The sequence below is a fragment of the Flavobacterium sp. 22659 genome (assembly GCF_052044235.1).
Taxonomy (GTDB): Bacteria; Bacteroidota; Bacteroidia; order Flavobacteriales; family Flavobacteriaceae; genus Flavobacterium; species Flavobacterium johnsoniae.
This window is the reverse complement of sequence record NZ_JBQEMU010000002.1, coordinates 290,856-317,251: the sequence shown is the minus strand read 5'-3', so window position 1 is coordinate 317,251 and position 26,396 is coordinate 290,856. Positions and strand designations below refer to the sequence as shown.

Here is a 26,396-nt window from a genome sequence, read left to right as displayed (position 1 = left end):
GTTTCTAGTGTGATTCCTCGTTCCTCGGAATGACAAAAAACGAAATAAATAAAAAACATATGAAATACATTCTAACCTTATTTTTAATAACAACACTTTCAATATCAGCTCAAACGCTCGATAATAAATTAGCATTAACCGTTGCACAGGACGGTTCTGGAGATTTCAAAACGATTCAGGAAGCGGTGAATAATGTAAAAGACAATTCAGAGAAACGTGTTGTAATTATTATAAAGCCTGGAAAGTATGTTGAGAAATTGGAAATTCCAGCTTCAAAACCCTTTATTACTTTAAAAGGTTTGGACAGAAATAAAACGATTATTTCATTTGATGATTATTCTGGAAAACCGCTTCGAGAACCAGATTCATCGGGGAAAAAAGAATTTGGAACAGGAACTTCGTATTCTTTCATGATTAAAGGAAATGATTGTACGCTTGAAAATCTTACTGTAGAAAATACGGCGGGACGAGTAGGGCAGGCGGTTGCACTTCACATTAAAGGCGATAGAGTAATTGTGAAGAATTGCAATCTTTTAGCCAATCAGGATACGCTTTATTTATCTGAAGGAAATACAAGAACTTATTTCGAAAATTGTTTTATCAATGGTACAACCGATTTTATTTTCGGAGCCGCAACAGCTTATTTTTATAAATGTACTATTGAAAGTTTAGTGAATTCTTATATCACGGCAGCTTCAACTCCGCAAGGACAGGCTTATGGTTTTGTTTTTGCTGATTGTAAGCTTACTGCAAAAGATAAATCAGTAGACAAAGTATTTCTAGGAAGACCTTGGAGACCTTATGCACAAACTGTTTTTATTAATACTGATATTGGTTCGCATATTATTCCAGAAGGTTGGAATGCCTGGATAGATACTCGATTTCCAGATAAAGATAAAACCGCTTATTATGCTGAATATGGAAGTAAAGGTTCGAGTGCAAAAGATTTGTCTCAACGTGTTTCTTGGTCGCATCAATTAACGAAAGATGATATAAAAAAATACAATAAAGATTTAGTTTTTAACGGATGGGATCCGGCCAAATAAATTTAAAATTGAACTATCCTACCTGTATTTATGTGTATAAACCACACTAAAATTAAAATTTCTCTTCAAAAATCTCGTGAAGGCCTATCATAAAAGGCATTCAAAAAAAATATTGGTCAGAATTTACGTTTAAAAAAAATATTTTTTTATGAAATATTTAAGAATTGATTTTTATATCAAATCTTTAATTTTCTTGTAAGTTTTTTACTTTAAATTACAATTCCAGCTGTAAATGTGTAAGCTTTTTTTGAAGAATTTCAATAAAGTTAACCCGCTCAAAAACAGTAACTAATTAGTGTAATTTGCATTAAAAATAGATAAATTTTGTTTTTGATGCGTTTTCTTCGATTTTTAATTGAAAAGGCATTCTTCTATTTGATTATACTCAAACATTTTCTCTGTTTTTTCTATTTAGCTCACTTATTCTTTCAATTTTTTATTAATATTGTTTTTTTGAGTTGTTTTTTTTTAGATAATGCCATTAAAACAGGATAGAGCAGGACGGTTGTAATATATGATCGTTATATTTTTGGATTATTAAAAATAAATGTGTTTTTAACATTTAATTACAACGATTTCGTTTCTTTGAAATCTTAATAATTATTTAAGATGCATTTAAAACATGACTAACTAACAATAATAAACTAACCAAACAAAAAAGCATTTATGAAACAAGCACTTTTAAAGAGATGTAGTTTTCTTTTGTTTGCACTGATGAGTGTAATTACTTATGCTCAAACCGCAGGCACTCCAATTAAGATTACAGGTACAGTGACTGACAATTCAGGATTTCTTTTACCTGGTGTAAACGTAACTGAAAAATCGTCTAAAAACACTGTTACTACAGATTACAATGGTAAGTACCAAATTACAGTGAAGCCAGGAGCAACATTGGTTTTTTCTTTTATTGGTATGAAGAAAGTAGAAATTCCACTAGCAGGACGTACTACTCTTAATGCTAAATTACAAGAAGATTCTAATGAGTTAAATGATATTGTGGTTGTGGCATATGGTACTCAAAAGAAACAAAAATTAACAGGAGCGATTGCTACAATAAAACCAGATGAAATTCAGGATTTACCTGTCTCAAACTTGGGTGAATCTTTAAGAGGTTTAACTCCGGGATTAAATGTATCTGGTGGTTCTGGTCGTCCAGGGGTTGGAGCTGATGTCTCGATACGTCAATCTTTTGGTTTTTCTAAAGATGGAAACACTACTATTCCATTGATTGTAATTGATGATATGGTGCAGATTGATCCAACAACAGGATTAGCTACACTTGAAACATTTAATAGATTAGATCCTTCAGAAATTGAAAGTATTACAGTTTTAAAAGACGGTTCTGCAGCTATTTATGGTTCTCGTGCTTCACAAGGAGCTATCATTGTAAAAACTAAAAGAGGTCAAGATGGTAAATTAAAGTTTAACTATTACAGCCAGTCAGCATTTAATGATGCTGTAAGTCATAGTAAAGTAATGAGTGCTTATGACCACGGAATTTGGAAAAACAGATTTTTGAATTCTAATCTTGATCCTGATAAATCTAAATATTTTTCTGCAGAAGAATTAGAGCAGATGAAAGGATTAGATTATGATTGGTTGAAAAAGGCATGGAAACCAGCTTTTCAACAAAGACACTCATTGAGTGCAAGTGGAGGTAATGATAAAGCGACATATTTTGCAGGTATAACTTATTTTGATCAGGGAGCTAACCTTGGTGAACAAGATTATAAAAAATGGAATTTCCGTACTGGTTTAACAGCTAAGCTGGCTAAAGATTTTGAACTTTCTGCTGCAATCTCAGCAAATACGGTTGATACTAGAAAATCATTTTCTAAAGCTTCTGCAAACATCAGCGATTCAAGTTTTGGTGGAGCAGGAGGTGGAGAGCAGGCAGATTATGGATATTTACTGCATATGCCAAGATATATTCCATGGTCTACTACTGTAGAAGGTAAAGAGTATTGGCTGTCTCCAATCGCTCGTACAGATCGAAACTTACAAAGTGCAAACGCAAATAATACTATAGCAGGATGGAATTATTTTGCAGGATTAGACAACGGTTATCAAATTGACGAAGAATTTTCATATAATGTGAATTTATCTTTGAATTATAAAGTTTCTTTTATTAAAGGTTTGTCACTTAAGGGAAGTTATGCCAGAAGCCAGTCAAGCGCTAATTCTGAGCAAGTACAATTACCATATGATTTAGCCAGAATTAGAAATTATGAAACAATAGGAAATCACCTGGCTGGTGCTGCAGATCCAACTATTTACAATTCAGTAACTAATCCAGCGGGAGATTATCTTATAGAAACTAATGTTAGAAACTCAAGAGTTTATTATAATACAGATGTTGATAAGGTAATTCAGGCAAACTTTTTTGCAAACTATGCAAGAACTTTTGGAGATCACAGTGTTGATGCAATGTTTGGTATTGAACGTTCAGAAGCTAACTTTAAAAATACCAGATTGGCTTATGAAGGTACTTCAAAAGATTATTTAGGAAGTAATACCACTGCTGGTACAATCACAACGAACTCAACAGCAAATAAAGGAGAATCTGGAACATTTTCTTACTTAGGACGTGTAAACTACAGCTACAAAGACAAATATCTTTTGCAGTTACTTTTTAGAAGTGATGCTTCTACAAAATTTGCACCAGAAAATTATTGGGGATTTTTCCCATCAGCTCAGTTAGGTTGGGTTGTTTCAAACGAAAAATGGTTTAAAGAAGCAGTTCCGGTTATTGATAATTTAAAACTACGTTATTCTATTGGTAAAACCGGAAAAGATAACATTAAACCATGGCGCTGGCTTGTTCTTTATGATGTTATTGCTGATAAGGGTAATCAATTTGGTTCAGCAGGAGGTACTCTTGGCGGTGCTATTACACCAAGAGCAACACCTAACCCAGATATTAAATGGGATGCAACAATCAAACAAAACTTTGGTATTGATGTGAGCTTATTAAAAAATAGACTTCAGCTTACTACAGATTTTTACTATGATAAATCTACAGATATGCTGATTAGTTTAGCTGGTGAAGCAGGAACTCCAATTTCTATTGGTGGTGCTTTTGCAGAACAAAATTATGCAGATGTAAATGCATGGGGAACAGAGATTAGTTTAACTTGGAAAGACAAAATTAAAAGAGATTTAAGCTATAACGTAGGAATCAACTTTGGTTTCTCAGATAATGAATATAAAAAATATCCAACAGCACCATCTCAGCATCCATCGTATAATACTATTGAAACAGGTTATTCAACCTTTATGCCAGTATGGGGATTCAGAACTTGGAAAGGAACTTCTACAGGAGACGGTATTTTACGTACAGATGAAGATGTTACGAACTACTGGAATTATTTAGCGGCAAATGCAGCTGCAGTTGGCGGAGCTCCAAATTATTTGGGTATTAATAATGTTTCACAAATGAGAAAAGGTATGCTGGCTTATGAAGATGTTGGAGGAGCATATGATGGTACAACAAAAACTCAGGCACCTGCAGACGGACAGATTGCAAGACAATTAGATTATGTTAAATTAGCTAACAGTAACAGAACTTACGGATTCACTTCAAATTTAGGATTAAATTATAAATCTTTTTATTTTAGAACTCAGATAGCTACTACATGGGGAGGGTATAACTCAATCGACTTAGTACAACAAGGTACTGGATCTACTCAAAATGACTGGGGACATGAAGTTTTTTGGAAAGATATGTATGATGCTACTGATAATCCAAACGGAAAATATCCTAATATGGGACAACAAGGAACTGCTTTTGCTCCATCAGATTTTTGGGAACTTAGCAACTTTAGATGTGTAGTTAGAAATTTAACTGTAGGATTTGAATTGCCTCAAGAGCCTCTTAAAACAATTGGTGTACAAAGAGTTACTTTAGGAGTTACAGGAAATAACCTTTGGGATTTATACAATCCATATCCAAACCATTATCGTAATATGTACGATACATCTTCAGCAAGATATCCTACACTTAGAACATGGTCAGTTAATTTGAATGTAACATTCTAAAATTTAATCTTAAGAATTATGAAAACAAAATTTAATAAATATATATCACTGGCACTTTTACTTATTGTAGGTGCTTCGTGCAGCGATAATTTTTTAGAAGAGAAAAAGCAGTACAATTATTTTGATGATGAATTTTATCAAAGTGAAGAAAGAGTAAACTGGTATGTAAATAACGTATACTATGACTTTTTTGATGCTTACAAATCTCCAATGGGTACAGTAGTAGGTTCATTTGCTACAACTCAGGCTTCTTATACTGAAGAAGTGGGTGGAATATCAAATAATGCAAACGATAAAAGTTTTATCAACCCTAATTTTACCTGGGAAAATGCGGCTGATGCTTCTGCATACTATGGAACACCTTTAGCAGATGCTGTTAAAAATGAGCCTTACAATAGAATTAGAGATTGTAATTCTATGTTGGAAAATATAGATATTAAAGGAGCTAATTTGTCGCAGGTTTTCCGTAATCGTATAAAAGGACAGATGTATTATTTAAGAGCTATTCAGTATTTTGATTTAATGCGTACTTATGGCGGAGTTCCAATTGTAACTACAGTTGAAAATGCAACTAATAACAATCCTGCAACACAATTGCCTAGAGCTAAAGTTTCTGAAGTAGTAGCACAAATTGTAAGCGATTTAGATATGGCTGCAAGTTTATTACCTACTGCAGCAGAATGGGGAGCAGCAGAATACGGACGTTACACAAAAGGAGCTGCTTTGGCTCAAAAGTCAAGAGTATTATTAACGTATGCAAGCCCTTTATTTAATAAAAACTGGGAATCTCCAGAACGTTGGGATGCTGCGTTAAAAGCAGGATTAGAAGCGGAGACACAATTAATTGCTGCAGGACATAATTTATATGGAGCATCAGCAAGTGACTGGGCAAAGATGTTCTATATTTCTGATAATAGCTTCAATCCAGAAGCAATTACAGTTCGTTTATTAGCAAGCGGTACTACAAATCTTAATTCAAATAATTCATGGGAAAAATCTATTAGACTTGCGAGTCAGGGAGGTGCAGCTGGAAGTGGTGTGAAAGCTCCGAAAAGAATGATTGATTTATTTCCTATGGCTAACGGAAAAAGACCTACTGCAGCGAATCTATATGATCCATTCTTATTCTTTAAAGATCGTGATCCTCGTTTTTACAGAACTTTTGCATTCTCTGGAAGTTACTGGCCATATACAAACAGTGTTGCTAATACAACAACTCAGCCTACTGTATGGGCATATCGCTGGTCTACTCCAGCTGCAAATACATTTGGATTTAGTATGGGTAATGATGTTCCAAGTCCTGCTTTTGTTCGTAAAATGTCAAGTCCTACAGTTGGTAATGCGAGTAACTTTCAATATTCAGGTACAGATATCATAGATTATCGTTTCGCTGAGTTATTGTTAAACATTGCAGAATGTTATGCAGCATTAGGGCAAACAAATAACACATTAGCCTATTTAGGCAGAATTAGAAATCGTGTTGGTATTCCTGCAGCGAACAATTATGGAATAGGAACTTTAGGTAACAAATACGAAGCTCTTGAAGCTGTTTTATATGAGCGTAGAGTAGAATTAGCATATGAAGGAAAACGTTTTTGGGATATTCAAAGATGGATGTTGTACAGCAATGATGCAGGAACTTGTTCAAAATTAGGACTAGAGCCAATTAATGGTACACAGCGCGTTGGTAATTACCTGCATTACAAAATTGGTAATAGTGCAGTTAATACTGATCCTTTAACATCTGCTCGTGCTTCTATATCAGTAGATCCGGATGCAGCAAACTTCCAGGCGCAAATTACAGCTTTAGCAGCTTTTTATACTACTAATTTTGAATTACGTTCACCTCCAACACCTATGGATAACATTGGTGGTACAGCAACTAATATCAACTTTAGACAGAACTATTATATTCAGGGATTAAGCCAGGCTGTATTAGCACAAAATCCATGGTTAAAGCAAACTGTTGGATGGAAAGATGCAAATGGTGCTTCTGGAACTTACGATTACCAAGAATAAACTTTATTTTATATCAAAAAAAGAATTATATAGAACTTTTCACCTGTATTCGTCAAAAGATACAGGTGATTTGTTTAAAAAGAATTACCACAACTAGAAATTAACATGAAAAATTCCGCATTATTTATCGCATCATCTCTGCTTTTTTTAGGAAGTGCAAAATGTTTTGCTCAATATCCGAAGATAAGTCCAGAAGTTCAGGCTCAGGAAAAAGCAATTAAAGAAGAAGCTCAAAGGCTTTCTGATGAAGCTTGGACAAAAGCTTTAGTTGTTATTGAAGAAGAAGCAAAACATGGAAAACCATATATCCCGTGGGCAGCTAGACCAACTGATTTACCTCAGGCAGAAATTCCTGCTTTTCCAGGTGCTGAAGGTGGAGGAATGTACACTTTTGGAGGTCGTGGTGGAAAAGTTTACACAGTAACAAGTCTAGAAGACCGTGGACCTGGAACATTACGTGAAGCTTGCGAGCAAGGAGGAGCGAGAATAATAGTGTTTAATGTTGCCGGAATTATCAGATTAAAAAGTCCGTTGATTATTCGTGCGCCTTATATTACGATTGCAGGTCAAACTGCTCCTGGCGATGGTATTTGTATTGCAGGAGAATCAACTTGGATTGATACGCATGATGTAATTATCAGACACGTACGTTTTCGTCGTGGTGAAACTTTCGTAGGACGTCGTGATGATGCAATTGGAGGAAATCCTGTTGGAAATATCATGATCGATCACGTTTCTGCAACTTGGGGATTAGACGAAAACATGTCAATCTACAGACATATGTACAATCCAGGACCAGGTTATCCAGATATCAAAGTGGGAACGGTAAATATTACAATCCAAAATAGTTTATTCGGAGAGGCTCTTGATACTTACAATCACGCTTTCGGAAGTACTTTAGGTGGAGAAAACTGTTCTTTCATGAGAAATATGTGGGCAAACAATGCAGGAAGAAACCCTTCTATCGGTTGGAACGGAATTTTCAACTTTGTAAATAACGTAGTTTTCAACTGGTACAACAGATCTACAGATGGTGGAGATTATACTGCAAACTACAATATCATCAACAACTTCTACAAACCAGGTCCGGTAACCGATTTAACTCAGCCAATTAGTTATAGAATCTTGAAACCAGAATCAGGAAGAAGTAAATTGCCTTATATGGTTTTTGGTAGAGCTTACGTAAACGGAAACGTTGTGAACGGAAACGAAAAAGTGACTAAAGACAACTGGGATGGCGGAATTCAGTTAGAGAATAAAAAAGGGGAATTGATGACGTATGATGAAGCAAAAGAGTATTTCGCTAAAATGAAAACTGACAAACCTTTCCCAATGCCATGGTTCCGTCCATTCATGAAAGCAGACGAAGCATATGAGTTTGTATTGAAAAATGTTGGAGCAACGCTTCCAATTAGAGATAAAGTAGACGAAAGAATCGTTAGAACTGTAAAAACTGGAGTTCCGGAATACGCAAAAGGATTAGAGAAAAAAGAATTCTACCAATTCGAACACAGACGTTTACCGATGGATTCTTATAAAAAAGGTATCATCACTGATATTTCTCAAGTTGGAGGATATCCGGAATACAAAGGGAAACCTTATTTAGATACAGACAAAGACGGAATGCCAGATGCATGGGAGAAAAAATACGGTTTAAACCCGAACGATCCATCTGATGCACAAGGAGATTTAAACGGAGACGGATACACTAATATTGAAGATTACATCAACGGTGTAAATCCTGCAATAAAAGTAGACTGGAAAGATTTGGCTAATAACAAAGAAACATTAGTTAGACCTTTATTAGATTTAAAATAAGAAAGACAGAAAAAATTATTTAACACATAGAAACATAGGTTTTTGTATGTGCAAAAGAATATAAAAAAGAAACATGTTTCTAACACATAGCTATGTTTGTTAATACAAGTGAAACGCCTTTAAACGTTACGAAAAACTATGTTTCTATGTGTTTAAAATAATTATACTAAAAAGGAAAAAATCATGGCACTAAATAAAATAAATGCTGGTTTATTATCGCTGGTTTTTGCATTTTCAACTTTAAATGCGCAGCAGCATTTAGATCCTGAATATGTAAAGGTTACCAACGAAAGAGCTGCGAAAATCGTTACCAAATTAGATTTGAAAAACGAAGCAAAAGAAAAAGCAGTTTCAAATATAATAGCGCAGCAATTCAGAGATTTAACTGAAATCCAAGATGGAAGAGATGCTGAAATCAAAAAAGTAAAAGAAGATACTTCTTTAGCTAAAGAAAAGCAAAACGAGAAAATTGATAAACTGAAAGCAAAAGCAGACGAATCAATTGCAAAACTGCATAAATCTTACATCAAAAAATTAGGTAAAGAATTATCAGAAGATAAAATCACTGAAGTGAAAGACGGAATGACTTATGGCGTGCTTCCAATTACAGTTGCTGGTTACAACGACATGCTTCCAAACTTAACAGCAGAACAAAAAGATTATATCTACAAAGCTTTAGTTGAAGCGAGAGAACATGCAATGGACGCAGGTTCTTCTAAAGAAAAACACGGCTGGTTTGGTAAATACAAAGGAAGAATCAACAACTATTTATCAAAACAAGGTTACGATTTAAACAAAGAAAGTGCAGACTGGCATAAACGTATTGAAGAGAGAGAAAAAGCTAAGAATTAGTACTTAGTGCCTAGTAATTAGTGATTAGTCCTTAGTAGCTAGTGCCTAGAGATTTAGTTATTTAAGAATTAAAATAATATGAGAACGCTAATTGCTAAGAACTAATGGATTAACAATCAATACAAAAGCTAATCACTAATTACTAAGAGCTAATCTCTAAAGAAAACTAAGGACTAGTCACTAATCACTAAGAACTAAAAAATGCAAAAGATTTTTCCAAACCATACTTTAAAAAGAACATTTATGGCGTTGTCATTTTGTTCTCTTGTATCATCAGCATATGCTCAATATCCTGTAATTCCAAAACCTGTTCAGGAAAAAGCTGATGCTATTTTGGCTGATGAAGAAAAAAGGCTGAGCGAAATTTGGAATGCTAATATTCAGATTATCAAAGAAGAAGCAAAACAAGGAAAACCTTATTTACCTTGGGCTTCGTATCCAAAAGATTTTGTGCAGGCAGATATTCCTGCTTTTCCAGGTGCTGAAGGTGGAGGCGCATACACACAAGGCGGACGTGGCGGAAAAATATTTGTAGTTACGAGTTTAGAAGATAGCGGAAAAGGAACTTTTCGTGAAGCCTGCGAAGCTGTTGGGGCAAGAACTATTGTGTTTAATGTTTCAGGAATCATTCAATTGAAAAAAAGAATCAGCATGCGTGCGCCTTATGTAACTATTGCTGGACAAACCGCTCCGGGTGACGGAATCTGTATTGCAGGAGAAACTTTAGAAATAGATACACACGATGTTATTATTCGCCATATGCGTTTCCGTCGTGGAGCAACCGAAGTTACTAGAAGAGACGATGCGCTTGGAGGAAATCCGATGGGAAATATCATTGTAGATCACTGCTCTGTAAGTTGGGGATTAGACGAAAATATTTCTTTGTACAGACATCAGTTTGCAGCTAATGCAAAATCAAAATTGGAGAAATTGCCTGCTTGTAATATCACAATTCAGAACACTATTTCATCAGAGGGTTTAGATACTTACAATCATGCTTTCGGAAGTACAATCGGCGGATTAAATAGTACTTTTATGCGCAACTTATGGGCAGACAACATTTCTAGAAATGCTTCTATCGGAATGTATGGCGACTTTAATTTTGTGAATAACGTAGTATTCAATTGGTGGAATCGTACACTTGACGGAGGTGATTATCGTTCAATGTTGAATATTATCAACAATTATTTCAAACCAGGACCAATAACGCCACAAAACGAACCTATTGCACACAGAATCGTAAAACCTGAATCTGGATATATTGAACCAAAACAATACGGAAGAGCGTATGTTTCAGGAAATTTTATTGTTGGTTCTCCTGAAGTTACGGCAGACAACTGGAATGGCGGTGTGCAATTGGAAAACCTTCCAGAAGCAGAAACGGCAGCATTTTTAGCAGCAATTAAACAGCCAAAACCTTTTTCAATGCCAAAATTCAATATCATGTCGGCAGAAGAAGCTTATGATTTTGTTTTGACGAATGTTGGGGCAACAATTCCGAAAAGAGATGCTGTTGACGAAAGAGTGATTAAACAAGTTCGCACAGGAAAAATTGAAGTAAAAGACGGTTTAGAAAATTCAATCGGAAAAGAATATATCAAAAGAAGATTACCAGGTGATTCTTATAAAAAAGGAATCATTACACACCCAGATCAAGTTGGCGGATATCCAACTTATAAAGGAAAAGCTTATAAAGATTCAGATAATGATGGAATTCCAGATGCTTGGGAGAAAAAATATGGTTTAAATCCAAATGATGCTTCAGACGCTAATAAAGATGCAAACGGAGACGGTTATACCAATATCGAAAAATATTTTAACGGAATCGATCCAAACAGTAAAGTTGATTGGACGAAAACGGAAAATAATACGGATACTTTAGCGAAGCTAAAATCATTGTTGCAATAATTAAAGTTAAAGTATTTTCAACGCAAACCTGACAGGTTTTTAAAACCTGTCAGGTTTATGTACACAAAGAATATCCAGCTAGTTTGTCATTTCGACGAAGGAGGCTCGAGCGATAGCGAATATTCGAAGCAAATGACAATTGAAATTTTTATAGTTAAGTAAGTATACGCAAAGTTTGTCATTTCGACGAAGGAGAAATCTTCGCAAGAAACTCCGCAAAGTATATCAATTTTTGTCGATTTAGCAACGAAGATTTCTCCTTCGTCGAAATGACAAGATTGTGGAAAAAGACAAACCTAAAAATTATATGAGTTATATTACTTATATGGTTTAATTTTAAAGTCTAAAAAAATAATAAGGTGAATTTTATCCAGTTAAAAAATACAATCTCTCTTCAAAAAGATAAAATAGTTTTATCTGGTTTGGCGATGCTTTTCAGTATAAACATCACAGCCCAAAACAATTTCCCAGATATCGTTAAAACCAAAGAAGGAAAACTTTCTTTCACAAGAGATAATCAAGGAAATCAAATTCCAGATTTTTCTTTTGCAGGATATAGAAACTCAGAAGTTGCCATTCCGAATTTGGATAACAAAATTTTTGTTTCCCAGCAAGAAGAAGATGCAACACAGAAAATCCAAAATGCAATTGATTATGTAAGTTCTCTTAAACCAGATAAATTAGGTTTTCGTGGAGCAGTTTTGTTAGACAAAGGAACTTTCAAAATCAGTGGAACATTATATATCAGAAAATCGGGAGTTGTTTTAAGAGGAAGCGACAATACCGAAAACGGAACTGTACTTTTAGGAACCGGATTAGAAAGAGAAGCTCTAATTAGAATTTTGGGTGAAAATGATAAAGTGTACAAAGATTCATTTGAATTCACAAACGCTTACACGCCACTTGGAACGCCAAAAATCCAATTAAAAAATACATCAAAATTAAAAGTTGGCGACGAAATCGAAATCAGCAAACCTTTAACGGATAATTTCATTAAAGAAGTAAACATGCAGGATTTCGGCGGAGAAACTTCTTGGATTGGCTGGAAAAAAGGAGATTGGACTACAACTTGGAATCGTGTTGTAATCAAAATCAACGGAAACGAAGTAACGGTAAATGCTCCAATCACAATGTCTTTAGATGATGTTTTCGGAACTTCAAAAGTAACTGTTTATTCTTGGCAGGGAAGAATTGAAAATAACGGAATTGAAAACATATTAATAAAGTCAACCTACAATCCTTCAAACTTAAAAGACGAAGAACACAGATGGCAGGCAATCAGCATTGAAAACGCTAGAAATGCGTGGGTAAAACAAGTTAATTTTAAACACTTTGCAGGCGGAGCTGTTACGATTTTAAAAACAAGTCAGCAAATTACAGTTGAAGATTGTATTGCTACAGAACCAATTTCAGAAATCGCTTCATTCAGAAGGCATACTTTTTATACCGAAGGTCAGCAGACTTTATTTCAGCGTTGTTACTCCGAATTTGGATATCATGATTTCGCTGTGGGCGGATTTGGAACAACTGGACCAAATGTCTTTGTACAATGCGAATCACATTTACCATTTGAAAATAGCGGTGCAATAGGAAGCTGGGCGACAGGAGTTTTATTTGATATCGCTAATATCGACGGAAAAGCTTTAAGCTATAATAACAGAGAACAAGGCGGAAGAGGCGCTGGATGGACAGCAGCTAATTCTGTAATTTGGGAATCATCAGCATCAAAAGTAGAATGTTATAGTCCGCCAATAGCACAAAACTGGGCTTTTGGAGTATGGGGACAATTTGCAGGAAACGGACATTGGAAAAACGTAAACGAACATATCAGTCCAAGAAGTTTATTCTACACACAACTAGAATCCAGATTAGGAAAACTTCCAGTTCAGCCTTTTATCTATGACTTAGGTTCAGAAGCTTCTTCAAGCCCGAGTGTAGAAGTTGCTGCAGAATTGACTAAAAACTCTGCTACAACGGCAAAAAGTTTACAAGAATTGATTGCAGAAGCTTCAAAAGCAAATCCGATTAATACAGACAGTAAAGGTTTAAAAAATGCAAACGATTTAAAAGTTGCATCAAATAAAACAGAAAAATCAACTTCTAAAGTAACTACAGAAAATGGCTGGTTAACTTTTGAAGGAAAAGTAATTGCAGGAAAACAAACCAATGTAGCTTGGTGGAGAGGTGATTTAAGCGATGATTTCGTTAATAAATCAACACCGCACATCACTCGTTTTGTACCTGGAAGAACAGGAAACGGATTGACGGATAAAGTGCAAGAAACGGTAGATTATTTAACAAAAAACAATATCGTTGCTTTAGAACACAATTACGGTTTATGGTACGACAGAAGGATGGACGATCACGAACGCGTACGCCGAATTGATGATGATGTTTGGCCCCCGTTTTATGAACAGCCTTTCGCAAGAAGCGGGCAAGATCTAGCTTGGGATCATTTAAGTAAATATGATTTGACAAAGTTCAACGATTGGTACTGGAGCCGTTTAGCGCAGTTTGCAACGCTTGCAGAACCAAACGGACAATTGTTAATCAATCAGCAATATTTTCAGCACAATATTTTAGAGGCAGGAGCGCATTGGGCAAGTTCACCTTGGCGTTCAGCAAACAATATCAACAGCACTGGATTTCCTGAACCACCGCCTTACGCAGGAGACAAACGTATTTTCATGGCAGAGCAGTTTTATGATATTACAAATGCACAAAGAAGAAAATTACACGAAGGTTTCATCAGAAAATCATTTGAGAACTTTCAGGAAAACAGCAACGTAATTCAGTTAACAAGTGCAGAATATACTGGCCCGCTTCATTTTATGGAGTTTTGGTTAGACCAAGCTCAAAAATGGAAAGACGAAACAGGCAAAAAAGGTTTAATTGGATTAAGTGCTACAAAAGACGTTCAGGATGCTATTTTAAATGATGCTAAAAGAGTAAAAACCGTTGATGTAATCGATATTCGCTATTGGTATTACAAAGAAGACGGTTCAGCTTATGCACCGCAGGGAGGCGTAAATTTAGCACCAAGACAGCACGCCAGAAAACTAAAAACAGGAAAAGAAACCGACAATCAGGTATATCGCGCCGTTCGTGAATACAGAGAAAAATATCCTGAAAAAGTCATTTTATATTCAACAGATGGTTCGTCAAGATTCGGATGGCCAGCATTAATGGCTGGAGCTTCATTGCCAAATATTCCGAAAATCGAATTGCCTCAGTTTTATGCCGCTTTAAGCGAAATGAAATTAGTTGACGGAAATACGTTTTCAGACAATCTTTGGAAATTGGAAAACAAAGGAAAAAGCTATCTTTTTTATTTGAAAAACAACCAAGATATTACAATCGATTTATCAAACGAAAAAGGAACATTTGAAGTATTTGCAATTAATGCAACAACAGGAAATATAACGAAAAAAGCAAATGTCAGCGGAGGAAAACAAGTGACAATTCCACAAGCTGAAATAAAAGAAAAAGTGCTTTTTGTAGTGAAAAAGTAAAAGAAGGATTTGCCACGAATTACACGAATTAGCACGAATTTAATTTTGAATTAAATCTGCTCAATCTGAAAGATCTGCGAGAGTAAATTTTTCACGCTCCCGATAGTTATCGGGATAAAAAGATAAAAGCAGATTCAACAGATTTTTAAATTTTGATCTGCGAAAATCTGCGAAATCTGCGTGAAACAATAAACACAAGCAGAATAAAAATTAGTGAAAATTCGTGTAATTCGTGGCAAACAAACCAAGAAACATAAATTCAAAAATAAACCAAAATGAATCTGAAAATTAAATCTTTATACGCTCTTTGTATAAGCTTTATGTTGACAGCACAAAGCGGATTTTCGCAATCTGCCAAAACAAAAGCATCTCTACCTGAAATCAAAGTATCTAAAAATCAGCATTATTTTGTTACCGAAAACGAAAAACCATTTTTCTGGTTAGGCGACACGGGCTGGCTGGCATTCGGGAAACTGGATAGAGCAGGAATTGAGAAATATTTTAAAGACAGAAAAGAGAAAGGATTTAATGTCGTTCAGGTAATGGTTTTGCACAACATCAATGCCGTTAACGTTTATGGCGATCCGGCTTTGATAAACGAAGACGTTTCAAAGCCTTTAATCACGGCAGGAAATGATTTCAAAGATGCAAAGCAATACGATTACTGGGATCATGTAGATTACACTTTAGACGTGGCTCAGAAAAACGGAATTTACGTTGCAATGGTTCCGGTTTGGGGAACAAATGTTTCAAAAGGAAATAAAGTAAGCAAAGAGCAAGCAATTGAATATGCTAAGTTCTTGGCTAAGCGATATAAAAACAGAACTAATGTAATTTGGTTAAACGGTGGAGACACACACGGAAATGAATTCCAAGATATCTGGAATGCCATCGGAAATACTTTAAAAACCAATAATCCAAACCAGTTAGTGACTTTCCACCCGTTTGGAAGAACTGATTCTTCAGAGAATTTTCACAATGAAAAATGGCTGGATTTCAATATGTTCCAATCAGGACACAGAAGATACGATCAGGATTCATCAAAAACGAATTTCAAAGAAGACAATTACAAATTTGTGCTTAGAGATTTCGAATTAAAACCAACAAAACCGACACTTGACGGAGAACCATCTTACGAAGGAATTCCACACGGTTTGCATGACACTTTACAACCAAAATGGACGGCAAACGATGTTCGCCGTTACGGATATTGGTCAGTTTTATCGGGCGGAGCAGGATACACATACGGACACAATGCTGTAATGCAAATGTTCAGAAAAGGTGACAAACCAGCGTACGGAAACAAAGAATTATGGACATCAGCCATTAATGCGCCTGGTGCAAAACAAATGGTTTATATTAAGAAATTAATGGAAGAAGTACCATTTTTAGAAGGAGTTCCAGATGTTTCATTAGTAGTTAACCAAGGCGAGAAATACAATTATATTCCAGCTATAAGAGGAGAAAAATACGCTTTATTATACACGTACAACGGGAGAATAATAGAAGTAAAACTAGGAAAAATCGCTGGTGATAAATTTGAAGCGACTTGGTATAATCCAAGAAATGGGAAGAAAACTAAAATCGGAACATTTGATAATAAAGGAACTCAAAATTTTCAGCCAGAAGGTAAAAAAGAAGATGGTAATGACTGGGTTTTGATTTTAAAGTCAAAGTAACCATATAGTTTGTCATTCCGAGGAACGAGGAATCACACTCGGGAATCGTCAAAGATTGGAGAATTACTTTACGGAATTTCTAGTGTGATTCCTCGTTCCTCGGAATGACAACAATACGATTATCAAAAAAACACAACTATGAAAAATATACTAATAATACTCTGCTTCATAACCGGATTAAACACCACTTTCGCAAACGATGGCTGGCTAAACATCTTAAACGAAGGCGGAAACAATAAAGGAATAAAATGCACCCAAGCCATTCAGAATGCTATCGAAAAAGCATCTAAAAACGGCGGAGGAACCATTTTTTTTCCAGCAGGAGAATATTTAACGGGAGCCTTAACATTAAGAAGCAACATTACGATTCATTTAGATTCTGGAGCGCTTTTAAAGTTCTCAGAGAACTTTGATGATTTTCTTCCTTATGTAGAAATGCGTTACGAAGGAATTGTTATGAAAAGCTTCCAACCATTATTTTATGCGAAAGATGTAGAAAATATCACAATCACAGGAAGAGGAGTAATCGACGGACAAGGAAAAGCATGGTGGAATGAGGTATACAGAATTGAAACTGCCAAAGAACCGCTTCCTCCAACCAAGTATCAAACTATGTGGGAAGAACAAAACAAAGGCCTTTACACAGAACCATATTATAAAAGAACAGTTGATAAAAAGTTTTTCAGACCATCTTTCTTTCAGGCTTACAATTGCAAAAATATTTTAATTGAAGGTGTAACTTTTAAAAACTCGCCTTTTTGGACAATCAACCCAGAATTTTGTGATAATGTAACCGTTACCGGAATTTCGATTTTCAATCCACATTCGCCAAATACAGACGGAATCAATCCTTCTTCTTGTACCAATGTTCACATTTCAAACTGCCATATCAGCGTTGGCGACGATTGTATCACAATCAAATCAGGAAGAGACGGAGACGGACGTAAATATGGGAAAGCGACAGAAAACGTTACCATCACAAACTGCACCATGTTAAGTGGTCACGGTGGAGTGGTTATTGGAAGTGAAATGTCAGGAGGAATAAAAAAAATCACAATATCCAACTGTGTTTTCGACGGAACAGATCGCGGAATCCGTATCAAATCGGCTCGCGGAAGAGGCGGAGTTGTAGAAGATATTCGCGTCGATAATATCGTCATGAAAAACATAAAAGAAGAAGCGATCGTTTTGAGCCTTTTCTACGATAAAGGAACTACAGTTGAACCTGTCACAGAGAAAACACCAATTTTCAGAAACATTCACATAAGTAATATCACGGCTTCAAACGTAAACAAAGCTGGGCAAATTCTTGGAATTACTGAAATGCCAATTCAAAACATCACTTTTTCTAACATCAATATGGACGGAAAAGAAGGTTTTACAGTAAGTACAGCCACAGATGTTGAATTTCATGATGTAAAAGTAAACGCAACTATAGGTTCGTCTTTCAAAATTTCAGATTCAAAAAATATTATTTTAGACAATGTTGGATCATCAACAGCAATAAAAGGAGTTCCGGTTATCAAATTAGATAATGTTTCGAATGCGTTGATCAACAATAATTTTCCATTCAATCCAACCGATATTTTTATCGAGGCCGATGGAAAAGACACTAAAAACATTTTCTTGAAAAACAATGTTTTAAATAACGTAACAACGAAAATCAAAAAAGGAGCTTCTTTAGATAAAAAAGCAATTACAGAATAAAAACTGGTGAGCCAACTTTGTCAAAGTTTGAAACTTTGACAAAGTTTAAACACAATGAAACATGAAAAAAATATTCATCATAGTAACCCTTTCACTTTTTGCGATTAGTTATTCGCAGAAAAAGAAAGATTTATATCTTTTTACGTCGTTTAGAGAACCTGCAACAGAAGGTTTATATTTGGCCTATAGCGAAGTCGGTTACAACTGGAAAGGACTAGAAGGATCGTTTTTAAAACCAGAAATCGGAGCTAGTAAAATAATGCGTGATCCGTCAATCACAAAAGGAGCAGACGGAACCTATCACATGGTTTGGACAACCGATTGGAAAGGAGGAAACGGTTTTGGGTACGCAAGTTCAAAAGATTTGATTCATTGGTCAGAACAGCAGTATATTCCCGTAATGAAAAACGAACCAGAAGTGGTAAACGTTTGGGCGCCCGAAATTTTTTATGATGATGTAAAAAAAGAATACATTATTATTTGGGCATCAACAATTCCATTTAGATACCCAAAAGGAGTGGAAGAAGAGAAAAACAACCACAGAATGTATTATGTAACAACTAAGGATTTCAAAACGTTTTCAGATACAAAATTATATTATGATCCAGGTTTCAGTGTAATTGATTGTGTGATTGTCAAAAAAAGTAAAAAGGATTATGTTTTAGTTTTAAAAGACAATACAAGACCAATGCGAAATATAAAAGTAGCTTTCGGAAAATCGCCTTTGGGACCATTTCAAAAAAGTTCAGAGCCTTTAACTGAATATTTATCAGAAGGTCCGGCAGTTGTGAAAGTCGGTAAAAACTGGCTGTTGTATTATGATAATTACGGTTCAAAAAATTATAAAGCGTTAAGCACAACAGATTTTGTTCATTTTGAAGATGTATCTTCCAAAATAAGTCTTCCCGAAGGACACAAACATGGAACGATTACAACAATCTCCGAAGATGTTTTAAAAGGATTAATTGAAAAGAAATAGATAGAAAAATTTCACGCAGATTTAAAATGATTTAAGCAGATCAAGCAGATTTTTTAATCTGTATAAAATCAGAAAGATTAAAATTAAATCAGCTAAAATCTGCCTAATCTGCGTGAAACAAAAAAAATATAAAATGATTACTTTCCAAAATATAAAAACCAACATCATCACAACAGCTACAATCCTTTTGGGTTGCACCGTTGTAAATGCACAAAACGACACTGTGCGTTATGTTGGCAAAACACTTTCAAATATCGATTACCATCACGGACAGTTAAGTCCAGCAGTTGGAGTTCACGCTACACAAATTATGCGTGCAAGCCGTGAACATCCTGAAAAAGCGGATGGTTTTGGATGGACATACAATCACCAGCCGATGATGGCATATTGGAATAATACCTTTTATCTTCATTACTTAAGCGATCCATCAGGCGAACATATTCCGCCAAGCCAGACTTTATTAATGACTTCTAAAGACGGCGTAACGTGGACAAAACCAGAAGTGATTTTTCCAATTTATAGAATTCCTGACGGATGGAAAAAAGAAGGCGTTGAAGGTGTTGCCAAAAATCTCGATGCCATTATGCACCAAAGAATGGGCTTTTATACATCAAAGGACAACCGACTTTTTGCTTTAGCGTATTACGGAATCGCAATGGATGAAAAAGACGACCCAAATGACGGAAAAGGAATTGGACGTGTTATTCGTGAAATCAAGAAAGACGGAAGTTTTGGCGAAATCTATTTCATTAGATACAACAAAACTTGGGATAAATCGAAATCGAAATTTCCATTTTATACCGCATCAAAAGATAAAGGTTTGAAAAAAGCCTGCGAAGAAATCTTATCAGAACCATTGGTTTTACAGCAATGGGTAGAAGAAGCCGATCGTGACGATGAATTAATTCCGTTACAGAAACCTTATAAAGCCTTCAGTTATTACCATTTGCCAAACGGAAATGTTGTCGGTTTATGGAAACATGCTTTAACTTCTATTAGTAAGGACGGAGGAAAATCTTGGGATTATATGCCATTGCGTGCTCCTGGATTTGTGAACAGCAATGCTAAAATCTGGGGACAAAAAACGTCAGACAATCGTTATGCAACGCTTTATAATCCGTCGGAATATCGCTGGCCTTTGGCAATTTCAACAAGCGATGACGGATTAAATTTTAAAGATTTATTATTGGTTCACGGAGAAGTAAGTCCGATGCGTTATGGCGGAAACTACAAATCGGCAGGTCCTCAATATGTTCGCGGAATTACAGAGAAAAATGGAACTCCGCCAGACGGAAAAATCTGGGTAGGATACAGCATGAATAAAGAAGATATTTGGGTGGCTTCGATTCCTGTTCCTGTAACTTCGGTGGTTACCGAAAATGTAAATGACGTTTTCAATAATCTTCCAGACGGACAAGAATTAAAATTGTGGAACACATATGATCTTTCTTGGGCATCAACAAAAATCGAAAAGAAAACCGATGGTAAAAAATGGCTGACTTTAAGAGATCAGGATTATTTTGACTATTCTCGTGCTGAAAGAGTTATTCCTTTTGCATCAAAAATGGAAGTCATTTTCACAGTTAAACCAGAGCAAAATAATCATGGTTTATTGCAGGTTGAATTCCAAAATAAACAAGGTTTACCATCGGTAAGATTGATTTTTGATTCGGATGGAGAATTAAAAGTAAAAAATGGTGCACGTTTGAGTTCGGTTACAAAGTACGAAGCAAACAAAGCATATACAATCACAGTTAAATTAGATGCTAAAAACCGTCAGTACACTATAAAAGTAAACGATGGAAAAGAATCAACAAAGATATTTTATGCGCCAACAGACGGTTTCGAGCGAATCATGTTCCGAACAGGAGAACAGAGACATTCGCCAGATCCAGACACAGCGCCAGACACAGACGATTACGATGACCTGCCTCAAACCGGAAAATTAATCCCAGAAGCAGTATTTAATATCGAATCGTTGATTACTAAAAAGTTATAATTATTTTACCATTAAGAGATTAAGTAAATTAAGCTGAATGTTTTAGTTTAGTTATTACCATAAAGATATTAAGAGAATTAAGCGGAGTGCTTAATGAAACTTATTTTTAAGATTATAAAGTAGCCAAAGCTTAATTTACTTAATCTCTTAATGGTTTAAAAAAAATAACTTAATGGTTCAATTAAAAATTTATAAAGTGAATATTTCAAAATCCATATTAACTTTCATTTTTGTTTTTTTCTTTTTCATTTCAAATGGACAAATTCTGCCTGTACATTTAACAACAGAAATGGCTGAAAACCCATTAGCAGTTGTCGAGAATCAGCCGAAATTAAGCTGGCAATTGATTTCAAAAGAATCCGATGCATCGCAAGTCGCTTATTTGATTTTGGTAGCTTCTTCTGAAGAAAAACTAAACAATGACGATGGAGATATCTGGAATACTGGAAGAGTAAATACAGACAAAAACCTGCATATTGTTTATAGCGGAAAACCATTAAAAAGTGAAACCAAATATTTCTGGAAAGTTAAGGTTTGGAATCAATCAGGGAAAGTTTCAAAATGGAGTAGAAATGCTTCCTTCAGAACGGCGCCGATAGAATCAGATTTAAACGCAACTTGGATTGGTGCAATTACCAAAGCCGACAGTCATTTGCCGGAAGGTAGAAACTACCACACAGCCACTTTCAACAGAGAAAAAAAGATGTCCTTTATCAATGCTTCCGATTCGTTGGCGCGCAGAAGTGTCATGTTACGTAAACCTTTTGAAATAGAAAAAGCAGTCAAAGAAGCTGTAGTTTATATTTCAGGTCTAGGACATTATGAATTGACTATCAACGGGAAAAAAGTGGGTAACAGTCAATTTGCGCCTTTGTGGACCGATTATGACAAAACAGTCAATTACAATGTTTATGAGGTAAGCGCAAAAGAATTTCAAAAAGGTGATAACGTAATTGGTGTTTTGTTAGGAAACGGAATGTACAATACGCTTGCCGAAAGATATACCAAATTCTTTGTGAGTTTTGGTCCGCCGACTTTATTCTTTAAAATGAAAATTAAGTATAATGATGGTTCAGAAGAAATTATAAAGTCAGACAGAACTTGGAAATACAGCAAAAGTCCGATTACGTATAATAGTATTTTTGGAGGAGAAGATTACAATGCTAATTTAGAACAAAAAGGTTGGAATCGTAAAGGTTTAAAAGATAGAGATTGGAAAAAAGTCGTGATTCAAGAAGCGCCAAAAGGAGTTCTTAGACCACAGACTGCTCCGCCAGTTACCATTCAGAAACAATACGAAGTGAAAACCGTAAAAGAGCTGAAACCGAATTTCTATGTTTTTGATATGGGACAGAATCTTTCAGGATTTCCAACTATCAAAGTAAAAGGAAAAAGAGGACAAACGATTCGTGTTTGGGTGGCTGAAGGTTTAAATGAAGATGGCACAATAGCGCAGGGAAGATCTGGAAAGCCATACTATTACGATTACACTTTAAAAGGAGACGGAACAGAAGAATGGACGCCAAAATTTAGTTTCTACGGTTATCAATATGTTCAGATTGAAAACATTAACTATAAAGAAGATAAAAATAAAGAGCTTCCAACTTTAGTTGATTTAAAATCGAATTTCATTTACAATTCGGCTGGGGAAGCAGGAAGTTTTGCTTGCTCGAATGAGATTTTCAATAAAACACACGAACTGATAAACAACTCTATAAAAAGTAATTTCCAAAGTGTTTTTACCGATTGTCCGCAACGTGAAAAGTTAGGCTGGCTAGAAGAAATTCAGTTAAATGGCCCAGGTTTAATGTTCAATTATAATCTTCAGACTTTCCTTCCTGCAACGATGCAGAATATTTCTGATTCGCAACGTGATAACGGTTTAATTCCGACAATTGTTCCTGAATATGTAATCTTTGGAGGCGATTTTACCGATTCGCCAGAATGGGGTGTTACGGGCGTAATTCTGCCTTGGATGTATTATGAATATTACGGAGATGCTTCATTATTAGAGAAATATTTTCCTGTAATGAAAAACTATGTGGATTATTTGGGAACGAAAGCAACAAATCATATCGTTTCACACGGATTAGGCGATTGGTACGATTACGGAACGCATCCAGCAGGATATTCTAAAAATAGTCCGATTGCACTTTCTGCTACTTCTCATTACTATTATGGCGCTTATTTAGTGGCAAAAGCATCAAAATTATTAGGAAAAACGGAAGATTTCGAGAAATATAATACGTTGGCTTCTGAGATTAAAACGGCTTTCAATGCGGCATTTTTTAACGAAGAAACCAAACAGTACGGAACAAACAGTCAGTTTAGCAATGCTGTTCCGATTTTTATGGATATTGTGGAGCCTCAGTATAAAGAAGCTGTAATGCAGAATTTATTAGCAGATATCAAAGAAAAAGGAGATCGCTTGACAACAGGAGATGTTGGAAATCGCTATTTATTCCAGACTTTGGCAAGAAATGGCGAAAACGAAACCATGTACAGAATGCACAATCATTACGATGCGCCAGGTTATGGTTTTCAGATTAAATTTGGCTTGACCACTTTAACGGAACAATGGGATCCAAGAAAAGGAAATTCGTGGAATCATTTTATGTTAGGACAAATCGAAGAATGGTTTTATCAAAGTTTAGCCGGAATTATGTCCGATCCTGAAAAACCGGGATTCAAACATTTCTTTATTCAGCCAGAAGTAGTTGGCGATATGACTTTCGCGAAAGCGGATTATCAATCAGTTTATGGAAAAATTGCTTCTTCTTGGGAAAAGAAAGAGGGCAAATTTATTTTGACAGTTCAGATTCCGGTGAATACAACAGCGACAGTAAAATTGCCGGTTGCTAAAAATTCAGAAATAAAAATTGACAATAAAAAGGTTAGGGTAAGTTTTGATGAAAAAGCTCAAAAGCCTGTTTTGGAATTAGGATCTGGAATTTATACAATAGAATGTCAATTGTAGTTATGAGTTATGAATTGTAATTAAACTCGAAAAAACAGAAAAAATTAATTGCCTCCTGCTTTAGCTGGAGGTTCAAAATAAGACAAGTCACAGGGCTTTAGCCAAATAATTAAGTTCGGCTAAAGCCAATTAAAAAAACAATTTGTTTTCCTCCAGCTAAAGCAGGAGGCAATTCAAAAAAATGTAATAATGAAAAAAATAAAATACATCTTCTTAGTTTCCATTTTTGCTTTGACATTTGCCAATGCGCAAAGTACTTCTGACACTAATTTTAGAAAGCCAGTATCAGAAACTTTAAAGAAAATAGAAACTCTTTTTAACGTCACAATCAACGACGACAGAGGTTTATTAAAAGGAAAAGAACTGGATTATGCCGATTGGAGAATTGAACCTGGAAATCTGCCACTTTCGCTGACTAATATTCTAGCGCCGTTTGAATTGATGTATTTTAAACAACCCGATGGAACCTACATCATACGCAAGTATGAAAACCATAAAGTTTCAGTAGATAAAGGAAAGGAACGCTTGTTTTACTTAGAAAGCCTTTATTCGACAAAAGAACAATGGGAGAAACGCAAAACGGAGTTAAAAGCTTGTATGATTGCATCATTTGGTTTGGATAAGGCGCCCCCTACACCGAAGTCTAAACCACTTTTAACTCCAAAGAGAATTTACAAAGATTACAGTGTCGAAAATATTGCATTAGAAATTTTGCCTGGTGTTTATGCGACAGGATCGATTTACAAACCATATCCGTTAAATAAAAAAGCAGCAGTTATTTTAACTCCTGACGGACATTTTGGTGATGGAAGATACAGAAAAGACGAGCAGTACAGATGTGCCATGATGGCAAAAATGGGAGCAATTGTGGTAGGTTACGATTTATTTGCTTGGGGAGAATCGTTACTACAATTTCCAGAAGAAACACACAGAAACAGTATTGCATCGACGGTTCAGGTTTTAACTGGAATTCGTTTCTTGGATTATTTAGCAACGGTTAAGAATGCTGATATGACAAGAGTTGGAGTTACAGGTGGTTCTGGAGGAGGATCTCACACGATGTTTTTAGCCGCAATTGATGATAGAGTTAAAGTTTCAGCTCCAGTCGTAATGGTTTCTTCTCATTTCTCAGGCGGTTGTCCATGCGAAAGTGGTCGTGGAATTCACCTTTGTGGAAATGGAACCAATAACGCTGAAATCTCTGCAATGATGGCGCCAAAACCACAATTGATTGTTTCTGATGGAAAAGACTGGACTTTAGCAGTTCCAGAATTGGAATTTCCTTTTATCCAAAGAACGTACGAATTGTATGGAAAGAAAGATTTAGTCGAAAATGCTCATTTTGCAAAAGAGGGACACGATTTCGGAATCTCGAAACGTATGGCTTTGTATCCGTTTATGGCGAAATATTTAAATCTTGATTTGAATAAAGTAAAGAACGAAAAAGGCGAAATCGACGAATCGACTTGTGTAATTGAGCCGAAAGAGAAGTTGTTTGTTTTTGGAGATAAAGGAGAAAAACTGCCGAAAAATGCATTGAAAGACATCAACAAATTATATGAAATGTTCGGAGAAAAAAATCTGAAAGTTTACGAGGTTAAGAAGTAATAGAGTTTGCCACTAATTTCACGAATTGGCACGAATTATTTTTTTTGCCACAGATTAAAAAGATTAAAAGGATTTTTTTATCTCCTTAATCTGCAAAATCTGCGAGTAAAATTTTTTCACGAAGATTTGCTTCGCCAGTTCGCTATCGCTCGAGTTGCAGATCTAGCAGATTTTTAATCAGTGGAAATCCTTTTAATCTGTGGCAAAATAAATTAGAGAAAAAGAAATAAAAATTAAAAAAGAAATTAGTGCAA

13 protein-coding genes are annotated in these 26,396 nt (G+C 35.4%); all 13 read left to right on the top strand.

Features of this window, described 5'->3' with window-relative positions; all coding sequences use genetic code 11:
- Positions 1 to 59: 59 nt before the first annotated feature.
- Positions 60 to 1,046: a pectinesterase family protein gene (locus ACTJIW_RS03405; RefSeq protein WP_440715515.1), complete on the top strand. Its 987-nt coding sequence runs from the start codon at positions 60 to 62 to the stop codon at positions 1,044 to 1,046.
- A 666-nt stretch (positions 1,047 to 1,712) separates the two neighbouring features.
- Positions 1,713 to 5,084 carry a SusC/RagA family TonB-linked outer membrane protein gene (locus tag ACTJIW_RS03400; RefSeq protein ID WP_440715516.1) on the top strand — a complete coding sequence of 1,124 codons (3,372 nt, stop codon included), beginning with the start codon at positions 1,713 to 1,715 and terminating at the stop codon, positions 5,082 to 5,084.
- 18 nt (positions 5,085 to 5,102) lie between these two features.
- Positions 5,103 to 7,103: a RagB/SusD family nutrient uptake outer membrane protein gene (locus ACTJIW_RS03395; protein ID WP_440715517.1), complete on the top strand. Its 2,001-nt coding sequence runs from the start codon at positions 5,103 to 5,105 to the stop codon at positions 7,101 to 7,103.
- Between the two features lie 105 nt (positions 7,104 to 7,208).
- Positions 7,209 to 8,921 carry a polysaccharide lyase gene (locus tag ACTJIW_RS03390; RefSeq protein ID WP_440715518.1) on the top strand — a complete coding sequence of 571 codons (1,713 nt, stop codon included), beginning with the start codon at positions 7,209 to 7,211 and terminating at the stop codon, positions 8,919 to 8,921.
- 183 nt (positions 8,922 to 9,104) lie between these two features.
- A complete protein-coding gene (locus ACTJIW_RS03385; protein ID WP_440715519.1) occupies positions 9,105 to 9,773 on the top strand; it encodes a DUF3826 domain-containing protein in 669 nt (222 codons plus the stop codon).
- Positions 9,774 to 9,974: 201 nt separating this feature from the next.
- A complete protein-coding gene (locus ACTJIW_RS03380) occupies positions 9,975 to 11,681 on the top strand; it encodes a polysaccharide lyase (protein WP_440715520.1) in 1,707 nt (568 codons plus the stop codon).
- A gap of 359 nt (positions 11,682 to 12,040) precedes the next feature.
- Entirely contained in the window at positions 12,041 to 15,193 is a 3,153-nt protein-coding gene (locus tag ACTJIW_RS03375; RefSeq protein ID WP_440715521.1) for a DUF6298 domain-containing protein, read from the top strand.
- A gap of 275 nt (positions 15,194 to 15,468) precedes the next feature.
- Positions 15,469 to 16,872: a glycoside hydrolase family 140 protein gene (locus ACTJIW_RS03370; protein ID WP_440715522.1), complete on the top strand. Its 1,404-nt coding sequence runs from the start codon at positions 15,469 to 15,471 to the stop codon at positions 16,870 to 16,872.
- A 138-nt stretch (positions 16,873 to 17,010) separates the two neighbouring features.
- Positions 17,011 to 18,579, top strand: coding sequence for a glycoside hydrolase family 28 protein (locus ACTJIW_RS03365; protein WP_440715523.1), 1,569 nt, complete (start codon positions 17,011 to 17,013; stop codon positions 18,577 to 18,579).
- A 61-nt stretch (positions 18,580 to 18,640) separates the two neighbouring features.
- On the top strand, positions 18,641 to 19,558 hold the full coding sequence (locus tag ACTJIW_RS03360) for a glycoside hydrolase family 43 protein (RefSeq protein ID WP_440715524.1): 918 nt from the start codon (positions 18,641 to 18,643) through the stop codon (positions 19,556 to 19,558).
- Between the two features lie 133 nt (positions 19,559 to 19,691).
- Positions 19,692 to 21,557, top strand: coding sequence for a six-hairpin glycosidase (locus ACTJIW_RS03355; RefSeq protein ID WP_440715525.1), 1,866 nt, complete (start codon positions 19,692 to 19,694; stop codon positions 21,555 to 21,557).
- A gap of 172 nt (positions 21,558 to 21,729) precedes the next feature.
- Complete coding sequence (locus tag ACTJIW_RS03350) at positions 21,730 to 24,534, top strand: glycoside hydrolase family 78 protein (protein WP_440715526.1); 2,805 nt, start codon at positions 21,730 to 21,732, stop codon at positions 24,532 to 24,534.
- Between the two features lie 189 nt (positions 24,535 to 24,723).
- Positions 24,724 to 26,142 carry an acetylxylan esterase gene (locus ACTJIW_RS03345; protein WP_440715527.1) on the top strand — a complete coding sequence of 473 codons (1,419 nt, stop codon included), beginning with the start codon at positions 24,724 to 24,726 and terminating at the stop codon, positions 26,140 to 26,142.
- Positions 26,143 to 26,396 lie beyond the last annotated feature (254 nt).

What these genes read in the sequence shown, in the direction of transcription:
- ACTJIW_RS03405 (WP_440715515.1), top strand. Translation starts at nt 60, where the DNA reads ATGAAATACATTCTAACCTTATTTTTAATAACAACACTTTCAATATCA.
- ACTJIW_RS03400 (WP_440715516.1), top strand. Translation starts at nt 1,713, where the DNA reads ATGAAACAAGCACTTTTAAAGAGATGTAGTTTTCTTTTGTTTGCACTG.
- ACTJIW_RS03395 (WP_440715517.1), top strand. Translation starts at nt 5,103, where the DNA reads ATGAAAACAAAATTTAATAAATATATATCACTGGCACTTTTACTTATT.
- ACTJIW_RS03390 (WP_440715518.1), top strand. Translation starts at nt 7,209, where the DNA reads ATGAAAAATTCCGCATTATTTATCGCATCATCTCTGCTTTTTTTAGGA.
- ACTJIW_RS03385 (WP_440715519.1), top strand. Translation starts at nt 9,105, where the DNA reads ATGGCACTAAATAAAATAAATGCTGGTTTATTATCGCTGGTTTTTGCA.
- ACTJIW_RS03380 (WP_440715520.1), top strand. Translation starts at nt 9,975, where the DNA reads ATGCAAAAGATTTTTCCAAACCATACTTTAAAAAGAACATTTATGGCG.
- ACTJIW_RS03370 (WP_440715522.1), top strand. Translation starts at nt 15,469, where the DNA reads ATGAATCTGAAAATTAAATCTTTATACGCTCTTTGTATAAGCTTTATG.
- ACTJIW_RS03365 (WP_440715523.1), top strand. Translation starts at nt 17,011, where the DNA reads ATGAAAAATATACTAATAATACTCTGCTTCATAACCGGATTAAACACC.
- ACTJIW_RS03360 (WP_440715524.1), top strand. Translation starts at nt 18,641, where the DNA reads ATGAAAAAAATATTCATCATAGTAACCCTTTCACTTTTTGCGATTAGT.
- ACTJIW_RS03355 (WP_440715525.1), top strand. Translation starts at nt 19,692, where the DNA reads ATGATTACTTTCCAAAATATAAAAACCAACATCATCACAACAGCTACA.
- ACTJIW_RS03350 (WP_440715526.1), top strand. Translation starts at nt 21,730, where the DNA reads ATGGTTCAATTAAAAATTTATAAAGTGAATATTTCAAAATCCATATTA.
- ACTJIW_RS03345 (WP_440715527.1), top strand. Translation starts at nt 24,724, where the DNA reads ATGAAAAAAATAAAATACATCTTCTTAGTTTCCATTTTTGCTTTGACA.